At 36.2% G+C, this 22,407-nt stretch carries 24 protein-coding genes and 1 pseudogene; all 25 read right to left on the bottom strand.

The window, feature by feature from the left end; translation table 11 throughout:
- Positions 1-10: 10 nt before the first annotated feature.
- Positions 11-394 (bottom strand): hypothetical protein, encoded by a 384-nt coding sequence (locus HX13_RS09270; RefSeq protein WP_050020852.1) that lies wholly within the window; start codon positions 392-394, stop codon positions 11-13.
- Positions 395-751: 357 nt separating this feature from the next.
- Positions 752-2,134, bottom strand: coding sequence for a nucleoside permease (locus HX13_RS09265; protein ID WP_050020851.1), 1,383 nt, complete (start codon positions 2,132-2,134; stop codon positions 752-754).
- A 21-nt stretch (positions 2,135-2,155) separates the two neighbouring features.
- A complete protein-coding gene (locus HX13_RS09260; protein ID WP_050020850.1) occupies positions 2,156-2,755 on the bottom strand; it encodes a bifunctional nuclease family protein in 600 nt (199 codons plus the stop codon).
- 179 nt (positions 2,756-2,934) lie between these two features.
- Positions 2,935-3,882, bottom strand: a complete 948-nt coding sequence (locus HX13_RS09255) for an electron transfer flavoprotein subunit alpha/FixB family protein (RefSeq protein WP_050020849.1) — start codon at positions 3,880-3,882, stop codon at positions 2,935-2,937.
- A gap of 39 nt (positions 3,883-3,921) precedes the next feature.
- Entirely contained in the window at positions 3,922-4,668 is a 747-nt protein-coding gene (locus tag HX13_RS09250) for an electron transfer flavoprotein subunit beta/FixA family protein (protein WP_050020848.1), read from the bottom strand.
- Positions 4,669-4,864: 196 nt separating this feature from the next.
- Positions 4,865-5,572, bottom strand: a complete 708-nt coding sequence (locus tag HX13_RS09245; protein ID WP_050020847.1) for an SDR family oxidoreductase — start codon at positions 5,570-5,572, stop codon at positions 4,865-4,867.
- 78 nt (positions 5,573-5,650) lie between these two features.
- Positions 5,651-6,538, bottom strand: coding sequence for a T9SS-dependent choice-of-anchor J family protein (locus tag HX13_RS09240; RefSeq protein WP_050020846.1), 888 nt, complete (start codon positions 6,536-6,538; stop codon positions 5,651-5,653).
- A gap of 135 nt (positions 6,539-6,673) precedes the next feature.
- Positions 6,674-7,684 (bottom strand): T9SS type A sorting domain-containing protein, encoded by a 1,011-nt coding sequence (locus HX13_RS09235; protein ID WP_050020845.1) that lies wholly within the window; start codon positions 7,682-7,684, stop codon positions 6,674-6,676.
- A 180-nt stretch (positions 7,685-7,864) separates the two neighbouring features.
- On the bottom strand, positions 7,865-8,674 hold the full coding sequence (locus HX13_RS09230) for a T9SS-dependent choice-of-anchor J family protein (RefSeq protein ID WP_050020844.1): 810 nt from the start codon (positions 8,672-8,674) through the stop codon (positions 7,865-7,867).
- 131 nt (positions 8,675-8,805) lie between these two features.
- Positions 8,806-9,615: a T9SS-dependent choice-of-anchor J family protein gene (locus HX13_RS09225; RefSeq protein WP_050020843.1), complete on the bottom strand. Its 810-nt coding sequence runs from the start codon at positions 9,613-9,615 to the stop codon at positions 8,806-8,808.
- Positions 9,616-9,859: 244 nt separating this feature from the next.
- Positions 9,860-11,239 (bottom strand): dipeptidase, encoded by a 1,380-nt coding sequence (locus tag HX13_RS09220; protein ID WP_050020842.1) that lies wholly within the window; start codon positions 11,237-11,239, stop codon positions 9,860-9,862.
- 162 nt (positions 11,240-11,401) lie between these two features.
- On the bottom strand, positions 11,402-11,677 hold the full coding sequence (locus HX13_RS09215; RefSeq protein ID WP_050020841.1) for a hypothetical protein: 276 nt from the start codon (positions 11,675-11,677) through the stop codon (positions 11,402-11,404).
- 127 nt (positions 11,678-11,804) lie between these two features.
- Positions 11,805-12,950: a class I SAM-dependent methyltransferase gene (locus tag HX13_RS09210; RefSeq protein WP_050020840.1), complete on the bottom strand. Its 1,146-nt coding sequence runs from the start codon at positions 12,948-12,950 to the stop codon at positions 11,805-11,807.
- Between the two features lie 280 nt (positions 12,951-13,230).
- Positions 13,231-13,464, bottom strand: a complete 234-nt coding sequence (locus HX13_RS26000) for a GxxExxY protein (protein WP_316931283.1) — start codon at positions 13,462-13,464, stop codon at positions 13,231-13,233.
- A 219-nt stretch (positions 13,465-13,683) separates the two neighbouring features.
- Positions 13,684-14,124 (bottom strand): DinB family protein, encoded by a 441-nt coding sequence (locus HX13_RS09200; protein WP_050020839.1) that lies wholly within the window; start codon positions 14,122-14,124, stop codon positions 13,684-13,686.
- 123 nt (positions 14,125-14,247) lie between these two features.
- Entirely contained in the window at positions 14,248-15,288 is a 1,041-nt protein-coding gene (locus tag HX13_RS09195; RefSeq protein WP_238555202.1) for a methylmalonyl-CoA mutase family protein, read from the bottom strand.
- Between the two features lie 47 nt (positions 15,289-15,335).
- Positions 15,336-15,690, bottom strand: a pseudogene (locus HX13_RS09190) (FtsB family cell division protein).
- 2 nt (positions 15,691-15,692) lie between these two features.
- Positions 15,693-16,307 (bottom strand): uridine kinase, encoded by a 615-nt coding sequence (gene udk, locus HX13_RS09185; protein ID WP_050020838.1) that lies wholly within the window; start codon positions 16,305-16,307, stop codon positions 15,693-15,695.
- A gap of 274 nt (positions 16,308-16,581) precedes the next feature.
- Complete coding sequence (locus HX13_RS09180) at positions 16,582-16,887, bottom strand: ATP-dependent Clp protease adaptor ClpS (protein WP_050020837.1); 306 nt, start codon at positions 16,885-16,887, stop codon at positions 16,582-16,584.
- A gap of 15 nt (positions 16,888-16,902) precedes the next feature.
- Positions 16,903-18,261, bottom strand: a complete 1,359-nt coding sequence (locus HX13_RS09175) for a hemolysin family protein (protein WP_050020836.1) — start codon at positions 18,259-18,261, stop codon at positions 16,903-16,905.
- Between the two features lie 275 nt (positions 18,262-18,536).
- Positions 18,537-19,400, bottom strand: a complete 864-nt coding sequence (gene atpG, locus HX13_RS09170; RefSeq protein WP_050020835.1) for an ATP synthase F1 subunit gamma — start codon at positions 19,398-19,400, stop codon at positions 18,537-18,539.
- A gap of 77 nt (positions 19,401-19,477) precedes the next feature.
- On the bottom strand, positions 19,478-21,055 hold the full coding sequence (atpA, locus tag HX13_RS09165) for a F0F1 ATP synthase subunit alpha (protein ID WP_050020834.1): 1,578 nt from the start codon (positions 21,053-21,055) through the stop codon (positions 19,478-19,480).
- A 16-nt stretch (positions 21,056-21,071) separates the two neighbouring features.
- Positions 21,072-21,611 (bottom strand): ATP synthase F1 subunit delta, encoded by a 540-nt coding sequence (gene atpH, locus HX13_RS09160; protein ID WP_050020833.1) that lies wholly within the window; start codon positions 21,609-21,611, stop codon positions 21,072-21,074.
- Positions 21,612-21,613: 2 nt separating this feature from the next.
- Complete coding sequence (locus HX13_RS09155; protein WP_050020832.1) at positions 21,614-22,111, bottom strand: F0F1 ATP synthase subunit B; 498 nt, start codon at positions 22,109-22,111, stop codon at positions 21,614-21,616.
- 81 nt (positions 22,112-22,192) lie between these two features.
- On the bottom strand, positions 22,193-22,387 hold the full coding sequence (atpE, locus tag HX13_RS09150) for an ATP synthase F0 subunit C (RefSeq protein ID WP_002979108.1): 195 nt from the start codon (positions 22,385-22,387) through the stop codon (positions 22,193-22,195).
- Positions 22,388-22,407: the final 20 nt, after the last annotated feature.

Genomic DNA, 22,407 nt, shown 5'->3' with positions numbered 1-22,407 from the left:
TTATTTATTTTTATTCATTTCCTTTAGCAGCTACAATCATCAGGAAAGCACCTAAAAATTCTACGCCCCATCCCCATTTTAGTTTAACAATTCCTGCCATGCTTTCTCTCCAGGATTTAAAAGGCAAAAAGCTGAAATAGTCTAATGATTGTACTTTAACCGCCACCAATGTGAACCCGAATAAAAAGACAAGCAGGAAACCGAAGAGTCTCACCATTCTGACATTTCCGTTTACAATTCCAAAAACTGCACATGCTGCAAGAATCCAGCATGTTATTGCTAAATAATGGTCCAGTTTCCAGTAGTTCCAGTTTCCGATAACAGGTATATGCACCAGAGGCAAAAAACTGCCTGCAACTACTAATATCAATCCTAATAACTGAATATTCTTCATATTTACTAAAGTGCCAAAATACAAAAAAAAACACACTTTTAATTCGTGTATTTTAAAAAGAAATTTTTCTACCCAAACGCTTGTTAGCCATAAAAAAAAATACTATAAATTTATCTAATAAATAAAAAAAATGGCAAATTATTACTTAATTGAAAATCAGAATTAATCCTTTTACCCCGGTATTAAGTCCATATTTTTATTGAGCAAAGACACATTATTAGGGCAGGGTAAAAATCTTTGAATAAACAGATTACCAGATGAACTGCCCCGTATTTTTTGAAAAGATTAGCTTAGACATAAAAAAATTGCACTTTTTTTCAAAAGTGCAATTTAATATTTAAATAATACCGGAGTACATTAATGTTTTACCGAAGAAACATCTTCCGGATTATGTTTATGCCTGAATAATACTGCAAAAAAGAGGGCCAGCACCAATGCATAAATGGCAAAGGAAAGCCATATCTGATGCCAGTCTTTTACCATCACCACCGAAGAAAGTGTTCCATCGGAATTTACCATAGCATTAAAGCTTGTTTTCAGGATTTCCAGGAATGTAGGGTTATCTGGTGTAGTTTCTAAATAAGCGGATAAATCTGAAGCAGTAGTAAATTTATGGGTAAAGAATTTATCAATAGCCCAACCTGCTATATAGCTTCCGAAAACCGCCCCGAATCCATTGGTCATCATCATAAATAACCCTTGTGCGGAAGAACGGATATTTTTATCTGTTGTTGTCTCTACGAAAAGCGATCCGGAAATATTAAAGAAGTCAAAAGCCATCCCATATACAATACACGAAAGAATGATTAAAGACAGACCAAATCCTTCCGGGACACCATAAGCAAAAAATCCAAATCTTAATACCCATGCCAGCATAGACATCAGCATTACTTTTTTTATTCCGAATTTTTTCAGGAAGAAAGGGATTGCCAGAATAAACAGGGTTTCAGATACCTGGGAAATAGACATAATGATCGTAGATCTCTGTACTACAAATGAATCAGCATATTTGGGAAACTGTGCAAATTCACTTAAAAAGACGTCACCATAAGCATTGGTCAGCTGAAGTGCTGCTCCTAAAAGCATCGAAAATAAGAAGAATAACGCCATCTTATAGTTTCCAAAAAGCTTGAACGCGTTTAATCCTAATTGTTCTGATAGTGGGGCGTCTTTATCAATTAACTTTTGTGGAGGACATTTAGGTAATGTGAGGGCGTAAATTCCCAGGAATATAGCTACAGCACCCCCGATGTAAAATTGTCCTTCTGTTGCCTTGTTTCCACTAAGGTTGGTAATCCACATGGCTACAATAAAGCCTATGGTTCCCCACACACGAATTGGCGGAAAATCCTTTACCACATCCATATTATTGTTTTTCAGGATTGTGTATGAGATCGAATTGGCAAGAGCAATAGTCGGCATATAGAAACACATGGCAACAAGCATTATCGAAAAGAAAGAATTGGGATCTGCAGAATGGGGTAATATGAAAAGAATAACTCCATAAAGGATATGTAAAACTGAAAAAATACGCTCAGCGTTTACCCAACGGTCGGCGATAATTCCAGTGATGGTTGGCATAAAAATGGAGGCAATCCCCATGGTTCCGAAAACAGCTCCAAACTGTGTTCCTTCCCAGTGTTTAGTACCAAACCAGAAGTTTGCCATCGTAATCAGCCATGCTCCCCACACAAAAAACTGGAGAAAACTGAGGATGGTCAGTCGTAATTTTAAATTCATAGTTTATATAAAAAGTATCTCTTAGTCAATTTTCTTTTTCCTCCTCTTGATTTCTTCCTGAATTTCAAGGGCAGTATCGTAGTCTTCCTCTTTAACGGCTTCATCAAGCAGTTTCTGAAGTTCTTCCATGGAAAGGGATTTCAAGCTGTCTTCCGTTTGTATGGTTTCTGAGAAAGATTGTTCTTCTTTTGAAACATCTTCCAGTTCCAGTAAAATTCCTGCTTCATTCAAAACCTGCTGTGTAGTGAAAATAGGGGCATCAAATCTTACGGCCATAGCAACAGCATCGGAAGTTCTTGCATCAAGAATAAGCTCTTCTTCCGTAATCTTATTTTTAAAATTGATATTTGAAAAGAAAACGCCGTCTACAATCTGATAAATGATTACAGAAATCAATTCATAGTTAGCAGAAACTATAAATTTTGTAAATAAATCATGAGTAAGAGGACGAGGGGGATGGATATCTTTTTCCAGTCCGAGAGAGATAGACTGAGCTTCGAAATTTCCTATAACAACAGGTAATTTTATATGTGTTTCCTCATGCTCCAGTAGCAATGCGTACGCTCCTGATTGTGTCTGGCTGTACGATATTCCGCGAATAATTAGCTGCTTATAATCCATAATTGCAAATATAGATTAATTTTTTATAGTGATTTTACTTTTTCACACAAAAATAAAAGCCCGGAAAGCCGAGCTTTTATTGTGCTGTATATGATTTGTCAATAGCAACAGTTAATTTTTCTTTGCAAGTAATTCATTAAGAATTGATAAGCCAAAGTAACTGATTATTGACAATGTTTTTATCCTTTTATTGCTTTGATTTTCTCCGTTAAAGCCGGAATAATCTGGAAGGCATCTCCTACTACTCCGTAATCGGCAGACTTGAAGAATGGTGCTTCAGCGTCGTTGTTGATCACTACAATAGTTTTGGAAGAGTTCACACCGGCAAGGTGCTGAATAGCTCCGGAAATCCCTACTGCAATGTAAAGGTTAGGTGAAATCGCTTTACCGGTTTGTCCCACGTGTTCTGTGTGAGGTCTCCATCCGATATCGGAAACGGGCTTGGAACATGCTGTAGCTGCTCCTAAAACGTTGGCCAATTCTTCAATCATTCCCCAGTTTTCCGGTCCTTTCATTCCTCTTCCTGCGGAAACCACAATTTCAGCTTCCTTAAGGTCTAATTTTCCTGAACTTTGCTCATGGGAGATAACTTTAGTATCTTCATTAGCCACTGAAAGATTCTTGATTTCTTCTGAGCCGGATACTGCATTTTCCTTTACTCCGAAGGCATTTTGAGAAACAGTAATAATAACTCCGTTTCCTTCAGCTTTTGCATGCATAAATCCTTTTCCTGAGAATGCTTTTCTTTTTACCTGGAAAGGAGAAAGGCTTTCAGGAGCTTCCAGAACATTGGTGATTAATGAGTAATTCTTCATTACGGCAAGCATTGGAGCAATAGAAGAAGCATCGGTAGTGTGTGGAAAAACAATGATATTTCCATCCGCTACTTCACTTACTGCCTGAGCAAATGCTTTTGCTGAAAAGTTTTTAAGACCCTCGTCTTTGATATTAATCACGTTTGATGCTCCATACTTGTATAATAAGTCTGAAGAATCAGTAGGGTTTATAGAAATTGCCGTAACGGTATCCCCGGCTTTGTCTGCAACAGCTTTAGCATAAGAAACTGCTTCAAAAGCTGCTTTTTTGTAAACTCCGTTTATATTTTCTGCGTATACGAATACTGCCATTTTTTTACATTTAAAGATTAAAAATTCAAGAATAAAAGATTAGATTACTTTTGCTTCTTCGTGAAGTAATCTTACCAATTCATCAAGATTGTCCGGAGAAACCATTTTTACAGCAGCTCTTGGCGGAACGCTGTCATAAGATACTCCCTGAACTTTCACTTCGGAAGATGCAGGCTCTACCACTTGTAAAGGTTTTGTTCTTGCAGACATAATTCCTCTCATATTTGGAATGATAAGATCTTTTTCATCTACCAGTCCTTTCTGACCAGCAATCACTGCCGGTAATTTTACAGAAATCGTCTCTTTTCCTCCTTCAATTTCTCTCACTGCAGTAGCTTCACTTCCATTAACATCCAGGCCTACTGAAGCATTTACGAAAGGCTGGTTCAATAGCTGAGCCACCATTCCCGGAACGGAACCTCCGTTATAGTCAATTGATTCTTTACCGCAAAGGATAAGATCATAACCACCATTCTGAGCTACAGCTGCAATTTCTTTTGCTGTAGAATAGCTATCTTTCGGATCAAGGTTTACTCTTACCGCATCATTGGCACCAATGGCCAAAGCTTTTCTGATTACCGGTTCTGTGGCAGCATCCCCTACGTTTATTACCGTCACAGTAGCTCCCTGGGATTCCTGAAGTTTAACCGCTTTTGTCAACGCAAATTCATCTAACGGATTGATTACCCACTGAATTCCGTTTTTGTCGAAAGCAGATTTATCTGCTGTAAAGTTAATTTTTGAAGTAGTGTCCGGAACACTACTAATACAAACTAATATTTTCATATGTTGTTCTTAATTTTTTATCTGGTATAGGTAACCTTATGGTTTCATGTGTACTGTTTTATTTTTCTCTTTCAGCATAAAGTTCATAAGGTTCATGCAGAGATTTTGGTTGTTTTAATTTTTTGCTAATATAAATAAAAAATATATTATGCATGCATAATACTTATTAAATTATTATTCAATACATTAAATGTATTTACTGAGCAGGTTTCATTGCCCTGAACTCTATTTTACTAGGCAAAACACGCGGATTCATCTTTAAAATATCCAACACCAGTTCTCCCATATCCTGCGGCTGGATCTTCCAGCTGTCTTTTTCTGAAGGAACATTTCCATTAAAATGGGTAGCCACAGATCCCGGCATAATGACCGTAGATTTGATATTATATTTCCTTAAATCAATCATTGCGGCCTGGGTAAAGCCTACTACCCCGAATTTTGATGCATTATAGCCGGTCCCGTTTTCAAAAAAATTGGCTCCTGCCAGACTTGAAATGGTGATGTAATACCCCTGTGTCTTTTTTAATTCTTCCACAGAAGCTTTTAAGGTGTAAAAAACACCGGTAAGGTTTGTTTCTATCATGTCATTCCATTCTGCAGCACTCAGTTCATCCACAGGCTTAAATATGCCTAATCCAGCATTAGCTATAACATAATCCAACCTTCCGAATTTTTCCCGTATATATTGTACGGCTTCCTGTTCGCTTTCAAGGCTTCTTACATCAGAAACAATTCCCAGCACATCTGCTGAATATTTTCTGAGGTCCTGCTCTGCTTTCAGTACATCTTCTCTTCTTCGCCCTGAAAATGCCACTGATATTCCATTTCCAAGCAATACTTTCGCAATTCCGAAACCTATTCCTTTGGTTCCGCCTGTTATATAAGCTACTTTCTTTTCAGACATAGGTAAAATTTTAATTCTCTAAAATAACAAAAAACGCTCCAATTGGAGCGCTATTGTGATACTAAGATTTATCAGTACTTATTTTTTTATAAACTTCTCAGTTATTTTTCCTTCTTTTGTTTCAATATTAATGATATAACTTCCCGGATTAAGATTTTTTACATCTACTTTTTCATTATTCAGAATAGCATTGATTTTTCTTCCGCTTATATCAAAAATCTCTATATTGTTTATTTTTTCTTTAGCGTAAATCGTAAGAATATCCGACACAGGGTTAGGATAAACGGCAGCTGCAGAAACCTTCTTCGAAACTTCAGAAGTAGCCAGTGTTCCTGTTGTTGTTACCTTGAAATCATCCACTGCAAATCCGAACTGATCCTGAGAGATGCACTGAATAGCAATATAAACATTTTGTCCACTATAGGTATCCAGATTATAAGTATATTGATGCCATGCCGAATCTGCAGGTGAAGATACCGGATTGGCGCTGACTAAAGTAAAACTACCCGTTGCTGTATTGGTTGTAGACACCAGAACTTTAAATTTTTCATTTCCATAGGTAGAATCACAAGACTTAGCCCAAAAAGTAAGTACATTTCCTGAAGATCCAAGTTGTATTTGTGGTGAGATCATCCAGTCATTATTCCACGGAATAGAGGAAGAAGCAAAAGCAACCATCATTTTAGAACCTGTTCTAGCCGTCCAGTTTGATGTTGCTGTTGAAGTCATCGGAGGGGTTGTTGCCGTTGAATTGAAAACCTGGAATGACTTTGCTACTCCTGAGTTTAAAAAAGAAATCCCTGTGAACCCGTATGTAGTTTTCAAATCAGCGTCCGTTAGGGTCCAATTTCCCACATTACTAATTGCAAAATTAGTATACGTTTCAAAACTGTCTTCAAAAATTGTAGTTTGTGCATTTAAAGAATATAAACCTAAAAAGGCACTTAATAGTAAATATTTCTTCATGATTATCATTTTTAGTTCTCTATAAAAGTAATTATTTTTATTCAATTAACCAAATTATAATCAATTCAATATCAAAACATTATAATAAAAACATATTTGCTAAGTTATCTGGAAAATTACAACAAGGTAGACAATCTATAAATACAACTTTTGAGAGTAAAAAAATCTATAAAATAAATTTTTTAACATTAAAAAAATTGACAGAAAACAACAATATGATTTTTTTTTATTTTTTTTATAAATTTTTTCTGTAAAATTCTGGTTGTCAGTCTTTACATTTATCAGATATACACCCGGAGTCAGTCCTCTTATATCCAAAACATCCTTATTCAATATTACATTCACCTCTTTTCCGGCAGCCTCATATATTCTTATCTTTCCTATTGCTTGTGAAGAATTTATTTTTATAAAATCCGATGCCGGATTGGGAGATAATGAAAATAAACTGCTTTTGGGAGCCGCGTCTTTTACAGCCAATACCATTTCGGTATTAATCTTAATCTGGTCAATATATGCCGATCCCACCGCATTATTATGCACAAAACGTAATTGATCAATAGCTGAGTAGTTAACGGCCGGGCTTTGATAAATCAAAACATCATTCAGGTAATACCGGATATCCGCAGAAGTTCCTACCACTTTAAGCCTGTTCCATACATTGGGTGACCATGAAGCTGTAGCAGAAACCAGGGCCGGTACCCCGGAAGTAGTACTTAAAACCTTTATAATACCTGTTTTATCAAAATCTACCCTGACAACAAACTGATCATCAATACTGTTTACCCCCTGAAATCCAAAAACAGAACCGCCCAGTTGTGATATATTGATATCAAATGAAACGGAAAACCCGGCAGAAGCAAAAGGTGCAGGCAGGTTATAAAAACCTCCGATAACAGGGTCTGTTTGTGTGCCATACACAGGCTCTTTGACAATTTTTAAGGCACTGTACCCATCACTGGCTTTGTCCGTTGTAATCGTCTGATTTTCCACATGGGCAGGCATTCCTCCTGTCGGGGTACTGATCCACCCTGCTTGTCCCTGGATATCGCCTGATATAAAACCTTCCATGCTTTCAAAAGAAATAGTCTGTTGTGCAAAAGAAAGAACTGAAAATAAGGCACATGCTATTGAGTAGTATTTTTTCATAGTAAAGTGAAGTTTTTGTATTAAAAATATAAACTTTCCATGAAAAGTAAAGTAACCTGCAACAAATAATAATAAAGCTTTGATTTCAATAGCTTAAGCAGAAAAAGTTCATTTTTCTGTTCCATTAAGCCAGATAAGGCATAAAAAAACGCTCCGGATTGAAGCGTTTGGAAAGAACTTTTATTTCTTTATCAGTTTTTGGGAATATGTTTCATTTCCGCTGGTTATTTTTATCAGATATGTTCCTGGTTGCAGATTCCTGACATCTATACGGCTTCCACTGTATTGCGCATCCATTTTTCTACCTGTCATATCAAAAATTTCCGCATGGGTAATTTTTGATTTGGATTTCAGATACACATACTCTGAAGCAGGATTGGGATAAATTCCAACCCCTGAAGTAGAATTGGTTTCTACTGTTCCAAGCATAGCTCCCTCTGTCACTTTAATATTATCCAGCCCAAGTAGCATCCCTTCGTCAGAGGTTGGATTAAACTGCCTGAAGTAAATATTTACCTTCTGACCTGCAAAAGCTGACAGATTAACCATCCTTGGAACTGCCATATTCCCGGTTGATATATTTTCCTCGAGTACCGGGGTTTCTGTTCCTGTAAATGCCATATTGCTTGGAAGTGCATATACCGCATAATGATTATCCGGAGGGTTTACAAGGGTAAAATTAACAGCTGCTATCATAAACTCCAGTGAATAGGCATTTCCTTGCACAAGGTTTATTTCCGGAGATATCAAAAGATGATCAGCCGTTGTCGAAGTTGATGCAACTGCTACAACATTCCCGGAAAAGCCGGGAATATTGGAAGGGAATGTCGTCCAGTCATAATCATCATTGCCATCCCTGTCTTCTGAAATCCAGTTAGCAGGCAAATTGGGAGCACTGACAGACTCAAAAGTCTCTTCAAAAATAACCGTTTGAGCATTAAAGTGTAAACCCGCACCTAATAATGCTGTAAAAAATAATGTTTTTTTCATAAAAATGTGTTTTTAAGATTAATATGCAAGCAAATAATAAATAATCAGTTTATTAAGAGTAAAATCTCAATCTTCCTTTCATTAAAGCTAGATAAGTTTGAAAATGCTTCCAATAATACATTTAGAGAATGTTACTTCCTTATCAGTTTTTGAGAATACGTTTCATTTCCACTGGTTATTTTTATCAGATATGTTCCTGGTTGCAGATTCCTGACATCTATACGGCTTCCACTGTATTGCGCATCCATTCTTCTGCCTGTCATATCAAAAATTTCCGCATGGGTAATTTTTGATTTGGATTTCAGATACACATATTCTGAAGCAGGATTGGGATAAATTCGAACCCCTGATGTAGAATTGGTTTCTACTGTTCCAAGCATTGATTGTTGGGTAACACGGACAGTGTCAACTATTAAAACTCCTTGTTGTGGAAAATTATATTGCCTGAAATAAATTGTAACGCTCTGCCCCGCATAGCTTGATAAATCAATAGTTTTCAGCATTGCTATATCACCAGTAGCGATGCTTTCTTCCAGGACAGGAGTCTCTGTACCCATAAATGTGCTTGTACTGGGGAGTATATAAACAGCATAATAATTATCGGCTGGATAAAAGCCCCCGAGTGTCCACGTTCCAATTAAAAACGATAAAGAGTAAGTATTTCCTGCTTGTAAATTAACCGGTGGAGATACCAACAGATGATCAGATGTTGGAGTTGATCCAGTTACAGCAACCTTCCCCGAAAATCCCAGTGGATCAGTAAAAGAAGAAGCGTCTGCCCCTTCCCATTTTTGCCCATCTCCATCTCTATCGATCGTTATCCAACCGGAAGGCAAGCCAGGTTGCGATAGCGACTCAAAAGTCTCTTCAAAAATAACAGTTTGAGCATTAAAGGACAAAACCGCACCTAATAATGCTGTAAAAAATAATGTTTTTTTCATAAAATGTGTGTTAAGATTAAGTAATATCTAATCAATTATTATACTGCATCTTACATCCAAATTTATTTAACTTTCAGATCAAAACAAATCCTTTGTGAATAAAAATCAAAATACTTTTAAAAAAAGGAAGATTGAGGCATTTAAAAAGATTTTTTTTCATTATTTGGTCAGTTATAACAAAAAAACAAGGTGTTTCAATATTGAAACACCTTGTTTTGTATAATATACTGTATAAAATCAATAATTATTTTGAATAATTTTCAAAAAATAATGGAATACTTTCGATTCCCTTATAGAAGTTAAATAAACCATAATGCTCGTTTGGAGAATGGATAGCGTCAGAATCCAATCCGAAGCCCATTAATACTGATTTAGCACCTAAAACTTTCTCAAACATAGCTGTAATAGGAATACTTCCTCCGCTTCTATAAGGTAGCACCTCTTTACCAAAGGCTGTTTCCATTGCCTGTTTAGCGGCCAGGAATTCTTTAGTATCGCTCTGCAACACGTAAGGCATTCCTCCGTGGTGAGGAGTTACTTTTACCTTTACGGTATCCGGCGCTATTTTTTCAAAATATTTTGTGAATTTCTCTGTAATTTCTTCCGGAGTCTGATACGGCACCAGACGCATGGAAATTTTAGCAAAAGCCTTGGAAGGAATCACTGTTTTAGCTCCTTCCCCTGTATATCCACCCCAGATACCATTACAGTCTAAAGTAGGGCGAATTGAAGCTCTTTCCAGGGTTGTATATCCTTTTTCACCTTCTACTCCGCTCAATCCGATAGATTTCTTGAACTCTTCAGGGTTGTCCTTCAGTTTGTTCATTTCAGCCCTGTCGGAATCAGATACGATTTCAACATTATCATAGAAGCCATCAATGGTAATATGTCCATCTTCATCAATTAGCTTGGCAATCATTCTGGAAAGAACATGAATCGGGTTAGGAACAGCACCTCCGTAAAGTCCTGAATGAAGATCCCTGTTTGGGCCTTCCACTTCTACTTCCACATAGCTCAACCCTCTTAATCCTGTTGTTACTGTAGGCTGTTCATTGCTGTAAATATGAGTATCTGAGATCAGAATACAATCACAAGATAATTTTTCCTTATTTTCATTAACGAAATCTCCCAGACTAACGGAGCCTACTTCTTCTTCCCCCTCCAAAATAAACTTCACATTGCATGGAAGGGTATTGGTTTTCATCATCGCTTCAAAAGCTTTCAGATGCATAAAGAACTGTCCTTTATCGTCAGCAGCTCCTCTTGCAAAAATAGCACCGTCAGGATGCAATTCAGTTTTTTCAATATACGGTTCAAAGGGTGGCTTTCTCCATAATTCCAGCGGATCTGCAGGCTGCACATCATAATGTCCATATACCAGTACCGTTGGTAAGCTTTTATCTATAATTTTCTCTCCAAAAACGATAGGATACCCTTTAGTTTTGCAGATTTCAACATGGTCTGCTCCTGCATTTCTAAGGTGTTCCGCGCATACATCTGCACATTTCAGCACGTCATTTTTATAAGCCGGATCTGCAGAAATAGAAGGAATTCTCAATAACTCAAATAATTCATCCACGAAACGCTGCTTGTTTTCGTTGATGTAATTTAATGTCTCTTGCATTGTAAAATTTTGTTTGGTTAAAATTAAAAAAAATGCACCGCTGGACCAAGTAAAAACAGGATTTTCTAAGAAAAGATTATTTCTGATGATTCACCCGGCAGTCATTTCAAAAAATAAAAAATGCCCTGCAAAAACAGGGCATCAGAGATCTTATAGTCATAATTAGTGTTCAGCTTTTGGAGCTTTTTCAGCTTCAGCAGGCTTCGCAGCAGCGGCAGTACTGTCAGTTTTAGGAGCTTCAGCTTCAGGCTTTGCAGCTTCTTCTTTGTGCTCAGCAGTAGCCTCATGTCCTCCATGGGCTTCCCCACCCTGAGCATCATCAGAATATCTTTCTACTCCTTCTTCCAGTTTCAAAGTACCTCTATTCCCTCCTGCTGCTACTTTTTTACAACTTACTGCTACCGTTGCAATGGCTAAACATATAACTAATTTTTTCATATGTAAATTTTTAATTTTTAAAGATCATATGGAATCGCCCTGTATTAATTATTGAAACAGTTGACGATTTCATACTAAATTTTTGATTGCCCAAAAGTAAGAAATCCTGCTTTTTTCGGCAACATTTTTATACTGATTTTAATATAATTTTTCCTTTTTTGGACTGTGTAAAAATAAGGTAGTCATCTCCCCCATCTTTCAACCCATATTTTTTTTTGATTTCTTCAGGTTTTAAAGGATAGTTTTTCGAGATAATATTAAATTGCCCTTTCTTTTTAATGCTTTTAGAATCAATAACTTCTGTTTCCATAATCCTTCCCGGAAAATCCGCTTTTATTTCGTCTGAAGTATAAAGATGGGTATTAGGATGAAGCTTTTTTAAATTAAACTTTTCAGCGATCAGATTAAATATTCCAGCCTTTAAAACGGAATTATTAGGGATATAAATATATCTTTCAGGCTCGGAGTATTCTGAATTGGCATTTTCTTCTTCTCCAAAATTAAAGCTAAACTCAGATTCTCCACTTTCCAGATTTACGCAATGGCAGATAATTTCATTCTGAGCCTCTTTAGACAGAAAAATCACCACCTCTTTCACATCGTTTTTTAAAGCAACAATATCAATCCTGGAAATCCGGGGTAAAACGGAAATAAGATATTTAAGATCAATCAGCGGTGAAAGTTTAATAACGACCTGATCCGAGATAGATAGCAACTTCTCCTGAATTTCCAAAATATCCGGAGAGAGGTCTTCCAGGAGAAAAACTTTGTTCTTATTCTGATCTCTACGCGCCGGATCCAAATAAATAACATCAAAATATTCTTGATTATTGTATAAAAAATCTTCCAGCTTAGCATTGACAAACTTTGCTTTTTTGTCCAACATAGCCCAGTTATGCTCGACAATTGCCAGGAGCTCAGGATTTTGTTCTATTAAAGTAATGTCATTGAAATTCCGGGACAGGTAATAAGCATCAATACCAAAACCACTGGTAAGATCGATAAATTTTTCTCCTTTTAGAGCTTCAGATTTGTAGATTGCCGTTTTTTCAGAGGATGACTGTTCTAAATTGAGTTGTGGTGGAAAAATAATCCCGTCTTTCAATAAAAAAGGAAATTTTTTCTGTGCAACCTGTTTTCCTTTGATCTGTTGAACGATTTCCTGCATAGTAATATCAGGAAACGGAGATTTTTTCAACAACAATGCATGCAAATCTGTGTTCAGATTGGCATTGATATAATTTTGAACTTCTTTATTTAAAAGTTTAACCACAGTTTTGTATTATTCTATATTATCCCAGGTTTATATCTTATTTTATCCGCAATCATCTGTGCCAATCTGTGCCATCTGTGGTGATACAAAAAATCTTTAAATTATAAACCGCAGATTTTCACAGATTTTTATACTCATCCTACAAAAACTTATGTCAGGTTGTGAGCTCGGAAAACTAGCCTCATTTATCCGCAATCATCTGTGTCAATCTGTGCCATCTGAGGTGATACAAAATCTTTAAATTATAAACCACAGATTTTCGCAGATTTTTTATTTATATTTAACTTAAATCTCCATTTATTTTTCTAAAGATACTTTTACCAATATAGTCGGTATTGAAATTGACCAGAATTCCCAGTTTTAAATCTGTTAATTTTAAATAAGTCAATAATTGTTGATGATGAATATTGGCGATTTCCGCTACTGCTTTAACTTCGATAATTACCTTATCTTCAACTATAATATCAGCAATAAAACCTGAATCAATAAAAGTATTTTTAAATTTGACACTCATGGGGACCTGAGTTCTAATTTTTAAGCCATTATTTTCAGTTCATAAGCCAGGACTTTCTCATATACCTTTTCTAACAGGCCGGGCCGAGCTCATTATAAACAGAAAATATTGATTTTCTGATATAAAAACTTATTTCATTTTCTTTCATCGTATTTGTATTTTGTGTTTCGTAAATCTACACAAAATCAAATACGTTTTATATTTTTATGGAAGCATTATTTACCTTTTGTAAAAAATATAATCAGTCAATATAGGTTTTATGCCGTTCTGTTTAAGGAGAGAATTGATTTGTCCTCTATGATAGGTAGAGTGATTCACTGCATGGAAAAGCATTTCAAAAACGCTGTTCCTAAACTTTGTACCTCCCGAATTCTGATATTCTATTTGTTTGTCCGGATCAAATTTTTGAATAATATCAATACTTTTCAGAAAATTCTGATGATTGATTTCTGTGAGCGTATCCAAGGGATTAAGCTGCCAGACTTCAAAAGGTCTTTCTCCTAATATCCGGGCATTCCAGATTTGTTGAGCATTGAGTGTATGGTTCATCAGACTGATTACTCTATCGTCTACAGCCGCTCTGTTTTCAGCAATCAATTTAATCATTTCAAGGTTGAAATGATGGGTGTATTCAAATAAATCAATCAGTTTTTCTTTCATTACTCAAACATTTCCGCCCAGCGGACTGCTTTTATTTCTTTTTCGTTATATAATTCTGCGATAGACTTTTTAACTTCTAATTTAGGGTATAAATTAACGCCAATCAGCTTTATTTTACCTTCTTCAATCCATTGCTGCTCTGCTATGGCATGTTCGCAGATTTTTTTTCTGAATAATTCCCTGTTTAATAAGCTCCAGATAACCTCCGGCTTCTTCTATTTCTACCAACAGCGCCCATGATTTTTCAGCAATCTGTCTGGTGATATCTTCCACGTAGTAGCTTCCGTTGGCAGCGTCTTCAAATACGTTGATAATGCTTTCGTAAGCTAAAACTATCTGTTGTTTAAAGGATATTTCTTCTGAGTTGTCTGTAGTTCTGTCTACCAGGTAATTATTGGTAAAAACAGCGTCTGCCCCTCCAATCATTGCTGAAGCAAGTTCCAATGTAGAGCGGATGAGGTTATTTTCATTGTCGGAGACCGCTTTATTTCTCAAAGAGGTTTCCGCAAAAATATAAGGGATATCATCCAGTCCGTATTCTTTTGAAAGTTGATTGAAAACCATTTTAAAGGCTCTCAGCTTAGCCATTTCAAAGAAATAATTTCCTCCAATGGCGATTCGGAAGATCAGCTTATTCAGAATATCTGTGCCATATGCTTCTATCAGTTCCTTAGTTTTGGCAAGGGCAATACCTAATTGCTGATAAATAGCTGCTCCTGCATTCTGGTGCAATGAAATATCAACACAAATGCTTCTTCTAAAATCTTTTGAAAGAAGTTCTTTGGTCAATTGATCATCAATGATTCCTTCTTTTTCGTTAAAAACGTCAATCAGTGAAAAATACTGGTCTTCTTCTTTAGGACTGATGTGACCAGCAAGATCTTTATTATTGACAAAAATTGTTTTTTGTTCAAGGTTTTCCACATTATGGTCTAACAGGAAAGCAAATACTTCATCTTCCAGACTTTCATGGTACCTGGCGACCAGATGGGTACTTTCTTCTACTTTTGGCAGGTTGGCCAAAGGTTTCTGAACTTCTGTGTAAAAAGGCTTTACTTCTATCCCTTCCAGGTTTTCTTTTTCAAGGATCGTGTAAATATCTTCTGTTTTAAGCTGTTTTTTTACTAAGTTTTCCCAGTTTGGAAATGTATTGGTATCTGACATTGCGATGGAGGTTATAAGTTGAAAATGGGTATTTTATGAAGGAATGATTATTTTTTGGTTTTAGTACTGTCTACTACCAGAATAAAAATCTCTTCGTTCGGTTTTTTCATAAAATAGTTTTCTCTTGCGTACTTTTCTTTCTCTGATTTGTTGTTCATCAGTTTTTTTATAAAAAGCATCGTTCTTTTCGTATTCTTTCTTGTAATACTCCAATTGTTCTTCATATTTTTTGATCTCCCCATTCAGTTCGTTAATCACCAAAAATGAAGTTTTGTCGAAGAAAATCATCCATACCAAAAACAGACAGATCGTAATGGTATACTTATTCAGAATATATTTCTGGATTAATTTAAAGTTTTCAGATTTCGGCTGAATGTCTTTGATAAGGTTATTTTCTTCCATTTTTAATGTTTTTTCAACGAGTTTTTAATAACCGTAGTTAAAAAATCAATCGCTACGGAATTCTGTCTCATATTAGGGATAATAAGATCGGCTTCATTTTTAGAAGGCTCTATAAATTCCTGGTGCATTGGTTTCAAAGTGGTCTGATAGCGGTGTAATACCTCGCTCAGATCTCTTCCTCTTTCCTGGGTGTCTCTTCTGATCCTCCTGATCAGCCTTTCATCTGAATCTGCATGCACAAACACTTTCAGGTCAAATTCTTTCAACAGTTCTTTATTGGTTAAAACCAAAATTCCCTCTACGACCAATACATTCTTAGGTTCTACAGTGACATGATCTCCTGTTCTGGAATGGGTTACAAAGCTGTAAATCGGCTGTTCAATCGGCTCATTATTCTTTAAAGCTTTAACATGTTTTATCAATAATTCAAAATCAATAGACTTGGGGTGGTCGTAGTTTAGCGCCTCTCTTTCTGTCAGGGTAAGGTTTTGATTGTCATGATAATAATTATCCTGTGAAAGGATATTCATTCCTTCAATATCTAGCTGCTGAAGTATCTTGTCAACAACTGTAGTTTTGCCGGATCCTGTACCACCGGCAATTCCTATTACAAGCATTCTTTTTTGTTTCTTTATAGTTGGTACAAATATACTATTTTAGATAAAATATGACAACGAAGATAGAGAAATTGACCAATTAAGAAATTCTTATATCCTGAGGTTAAAATTGATCTTTAAAGCACCAGAAAATACGCTAAGAATTTAGAAAGCTGTATGGAGCGTTACGTTAAGTAGTAGGAACAACTACCATAAGTCTTTCTCAAAAATAAATAATCAATACGTTAAATGTTTTTCATAAAAAAGCCGGTCAATAAATTGACCGGCTCTTATTTTATACGATTTCACTGGTTAATTCCCGTGAAATAAGTTTTTCATGCATAGGCTTCAGAATATCCATTGAGCCTGTTTTCACTGTGCATTTACCTTTATAATGCACCAGAATCGTACATTGTTCCGCCTGTTCCAGCGTGTGCTTACAAATTTCAATTAAACAGTCAATGACATAATCAAAAGTATGAACATCATCATTATGCAATACCAATTTATAAACATCATCCGTATCATCCAGGACCAGAACTTCTTCTTCATACTGTCGTTTCGGATTTTCGTAATCTTTGATCGTATTATAAAAATTCATTGTAAGTAATTTTTTTTAAACTTCTCCGATTTTTTCTGCTAAATTATCTATAGAATTAGGCCCATGATATACCAGCTCTACCAATTCTACACTTTTATTATTCATTTTCAGGATCTTAAAATGATAATTATCAAGATCAAATTCCTGGTTTTCTTCCGGAATTTCTTCAAGTTCATAAAGAATAAATCCTGCCAGTGAATTGTACTCACTTTCTTCAGAAAGAGGGAGTTTCTTCGGTAAGAATTCATTAATCTCATCCAAAGGTTGGGTTGCCTGTACCCAATACGTATTATCTCCTATTTTATCAACGATTTTTTCTTCATCATCTTCTTCATCCTGGATTTCTCCTACCAATTCCTCAAGGATATCCTCCAGGGTGATAATCCCCTCTGTTCCTCCAAATTCATCAATAACAACAGCAATATGCTGTTTTTTAAGCTGGAAGGTTTTTAATAAGTCTGAAACTTTCTTGCTTTCTACCACGAAAAAGGCATCACGCATTAAGTCCTTAAGGTCTTCATGATCCAGGTCTCCTTTTCTTTTGACAAATTCCCTTATGATTTCTTTGGTATAGAAAATCCCGATCACATTATCGATAGAGCCAATATAGACAGGAATACGGGAATAACCGCTATCCATAATCTTATTAATAATCTCATTGACATCTTCTTCAAAATCAATTGAAGTAATATTTTGCCTTGGAACCATGATCTGCTTTGCAGAGTGATCTGTAAAATCAAAGGCATTTTTGATGATTTCATAGTTCTCTTCTTCGATCTCACCGCTGTCTGCACTTTGTTTTACCAAAAGCTGAAGTTCTTCCGTGGAGTGGATTTCCTGCTCAGAAGCCGGGTGTATTTTGATCAATCTCAGGAAACCGTTTGACATAGAGTTCATCAACCAGATAAACGGTTTAAAAATAGTATAGAAAACTCTCAACGGAACCGCTGTGGCCATCGTTGTAGCTTCTGATTTTCTGATCGCTATGGATTTTGGAATAAGCTCACCAAATACAATATGCATAATGGTAATCAAAACAAAACTGATCACCAGGGAAACTGAGGTAACAGTAGCCTGGCTCATATTGAAATTAAGTGAATGAAAAATATTTTCAACGATATGATGCAAAGCACTTTCTCCCACCCAACCCAGGGCAAGGGAAGCCAATGTAATTCCTAACTGAGTAGCAGAAAGATACTCATCAAGGTGTTTAATGATATGTTCTGCCTGTTTTGCCATAGAATCACCTTCTGCGGCTTTAAGTTGAATCTGTGAATAACGAACTTTAACAATTGAAAATTCTGCGGCTACGAAAAAGCCATTTAGTAAAACAAGAAATAAGGCCAGCAAAAGCCTGACTATGTCCGAATCCATTTAGAAGTTGTATAAATTTTATTAACTACAAAGATATGCAAAATATAAATAACCTGAATCCGGTACAGTTAACTTATTTCAATGGAGGCGCTTTTTGAAGTGAAAAAACGAGGCTTTAAAACAGCCTTAATTTCTCATGAAAAAATATTCCGATATCTTTTGTCCCCAACTATTCCTAAAGAAGATTTTAAGGCAGTAAATGAGAGTTTTTAGCTTTTAACCATAAAAAAAGCACCGATAATATCGATGCTTTTGATGGTATGTTAAAATAATTCTTACGAATTTTTCAAAGCTTCTGCTCCGGAAACAATTTCCAGGATTTCGTTGGTAATTGCTGCCTGTCTCGCTTTGTTGTAGAAGATCACAAGATCATTCTTTAGAGCCTGGGCGTTGTCTGTTGCTTTGTGCATTGCAGTCATTCTCGCTCCGTGCTCTGATGCAATTGAGTCTAAAATTGCTTTGAAAATCTGAGTTTTGATAGATTTTGGAATCAAATTATCAAGAATCTCAGCTCTGTTTGGCTCAAAGATATAATCTGTTTCAACTTCTGATTCTGTATTTTCAGGCATTGAGATAGGAAGAACTCTTTCTGTTGTTACTTCCTGAGTCGCTGCATTCACGAATTTATTGTAAATAACATAAACTTCGTCAAATTTTCCTTCCGTGAAACTAGTCATTACTCCTTCAACGATGTGAGCAACAGTATCAAAGTTCATGTTATCGTACACAGAGCTTCCATTGGCATATACCGTACGGCTTTTTCTTACTGCATCATATACCTTTTTTCCTACAGGAAGAACTTCAATCTCATATTGAGAATTGTTCTGAAACTGAAGGTTAAGCTCTTTTACGATTGAAGAGTTAAAAGCTCCCGCAAGACCCCTGTTTGAAGTAACAGCGATGAAAAGTATTCTTTTAACCTCTCTTTTCTGAGCATATACAGAAATCTGATCAGGATCAGAGCTAGAATTTACATTCTGGATAAGCTCCTGTAATTTTTCAGAATATGGTCTTAACATTACGATTGCATCCTGTGCTTTTTTAAGTTTCGCAGCGGAAACCATTTTCATAGCACGTGTAATCTGCATCGTAGATGAAATTGACGTAATTCTGCCTCGTATTTCTTTTAAGTTTGCCATTAATTTGGGTTCAAAGTTTAAGGTCTAAAGTTTAAGGCTTAAAACGCTATATTTTAAACCTTAAACATTGAATTTTTTTAGTTGTATTTAGAAGCTAAATCGTTAGCTGCCTGCTTAAGAACACCTGTAATATCATTATCGATTTTTCCAGCTTTGATCGCAGCCATTGTATCAGGGTGCTTAGATCTCAGGAACTCGATGTACTCATGTTGGAATTCTTTAATCTTGTTCAATGGAACGTTTCTCAATAAGTTCTCAGTACCCGCATAGATCATTGCTACCTGGCTGTCTACCGGAAGTGGAGAGTTAACCGGCTGCTTAAGAAGCTCCACGTTTCTTTCTCCTTTAGAGATTACTGCTAAAGTAGAAGCATCAAGATCAGAACCGAACTTGGCAAACGCTTCTAATTCTTTATATTGAGCCTGGTCAAGTTTCAATGTACCAGATACTTTTTTCATTGATTTGATCTGAGCATTACCTCCTACTCTTGATACAGAGATACCTACGTTAATCGCAGGACGAACCCCTGAGTTGAATAGATCAGACTCCAGGAAGATCTGTCCATCTGTAATAGAGATTACGTTAGTTGGGATATACGCAGAAACGTCACCTGCCTGAGTTTCGATGATTGGAAGTGCCGTTAATGATCCACCACCTTTTACGATTGGCTTTAAAGACTCTGGTAAGTCATTCATTTGCTTGGCAATTTCGTCATCAGCAATGATTTTTGCAGCTCTTTCCAATAGTCTTGAGTGAAGATAGAAAACGTCTCCAGGGTAAGCTTCACGGCCCGGTGGTCTTCTTAAAAGTAGGGAAAGCTCACGGTAAGCAACAGCTTGTTTAGATAAATCATCATAAACGATCAATGCCGGTCTACCTGTGTCTCTGAAGTACTCACCGATAGCAGCACCTGCCATCGCAGAATATACCTGCATCGGAACCGGATCTGATGCGTTAGCCGCAACAATTACCGTATATGCCAAAGCTCCCTTATCAGAAAGAGTTTTAACGATTTGTGCTACAGTAGAAGCTTTCTGACCGATAGCTACATATATACAATATACTGGTTTACCAGCATCAAAGAATTCTTTTTGGTTGATGATCGTATCGATCGCAACAGTTGTTTTACCTGTTTGTCTGTCACCGATGATAAGCTCTCTTTGTCCTCTTCCTACAGGAATCATAGAGTCAATTGCCACGATACCTGACTGCAAAGGTTCAGTTACCGGCTGTCTGTAGATAACCCCAGGAGCTTTTCTTTCCAGTGGCATTTCGTATAAATCCCCTGTGATAGGACCTTTACCATCGATAGGGTTACCAAGAGTATCTACTACTCTTCCTAACATTCCTTCTCCTACTTTGATAGAAGAGATTCTGTTTGTTCTTCTTACTGTATCCCCTTCTTTTACTAATTTACTTTCACCTAATAAAGCAACCCCCACGTTGTCTTCTTCAAGGTTAAGTACAATACCTTCTACATCACTAGAAAATTTCACCAACTCTCCGTATTGTACGTTTTCTAACCCGTATACACGAGCAATACCATCACCGATGGTTAAAACTGTACCTACTTCCTCAACGTTTGATTGAGTGTCGAAGTTGGCCAATTGCTGTTTTAAGATCGCAGATACTTCTGCCGGATTTATTTCTGCCATTGTATGGTTGTTTTTCTTAATTTAATTGAAAATCTTTTTTAACTTGGTTCAGTTTGGTCTTCACAGATGCATCTACCTGCTGGTCTCCTACTCTCAGAATATATCCTCCAAGGATTTCAGGCTTAACATTTACTTTCAGATCAAAGTTTGAGTCAGTATTTACAAGATTGGTAGATCTTAAAATCTGGTCAAGGTTTTCTTTTGAAAGCGGAGTTGCTGTAGTAAGCGTTACTCTCTGCACACCGTTAAGGTCTTCTACTTTATTGATAAATTCCTGAGCGATATTTTTCAATTGGTTTTCACGTCCGTGTTTAATCACCAGTGTGATCAGATTTTGGGTAGAAACAGATAAACCTTTGAATATTTCGTTTGCTACTTCTATTTTCTTTTTAGAATCGATGTAAGGAGTAAGGAAAAACTTATTTAAATCTTTAGATTCAGTCATTACCTTTACTACATCTTTCATTTCAGAAAATACAGTAGCCGTTTGCCCTGCTTCATTCGTGAAGTCAAGTAAACCTTGTGCGTATCTTTTAGCTACTTTAGATGTAAGCATTCTTAGTTAAGGTTTGATTTGTTTAAATAATTTTGAACTAATTCGTTTTGAGCTTCAGTGTTATCGAGTTTTTGCTTCAGGATAGATTCAGCAATGTTCACAGATAAAGTACCGATTTGGGTTTTGATGTCTGCCATGGCAGCATTCTTCTCAGCAGTGATGGTCTGCTTAGCAGCTTCGATCATTTTGTCTCCTTCAGCTTTAGCAGCATCTTTGGCTTCTCCTACGATTCTGTCCTTAATTTCTCTAGCTTCTTTAAGGATAGCATCTCTTTCGATTTTAGCTTCACGAATAATTCTTTCGTTATCCTCTTTTAAAGTTTCCATTTCTTTTCTAGCCAATTTAGCTTGATTAAGAGCGTCAACTATAGAAGTTTCTCTGTCGTTAATAGACTTTAAAATAGGTTTCCAAGCGAATTTACCTAACAGAAATAATAACGCTAGAAAGATAACAGACTGGATAATAAATAATCCTGATGAAAACTGATGAATTAATTCCATTATATAAATGTATAAATAATTATTACTTTTTTAAAGAATCATTACCTGCAACCAACCGTTGCAGATAATGATCTGATTGAATTAGTTTACTGCGAATAGAGCAGCAAACGCAACACCTTCTACAAGTGCAGCTGCGATAAGCATAGCTGTTTGGATTTTTCCAGATTGTTCAGGTTGTCTAGCGATAGCTTCAAGAGCAGCAGCTCCGATTTTACCAAGACCGATACCTACACCTAGTACTACGATACCAGCACCTACAATTTTAGGGATTTCCATAATATATAATTTTAAAAAAA

The organism is Chryseobacterium sp. P1-3, from assembly GCF_000738495.1.
Taxonomy (GTDB): domain Bacteria; phylum Bacteroidota; class Bacteroidia; order Flavobacteriales; family Weeksellaceae; genus Chryseobacterium; species Chryseobacterium gallinarum.
Note: the sequence above shows the minus strand (reverse complement) of the source record. Positions and strands in the feature narration are given on the sequence as shown.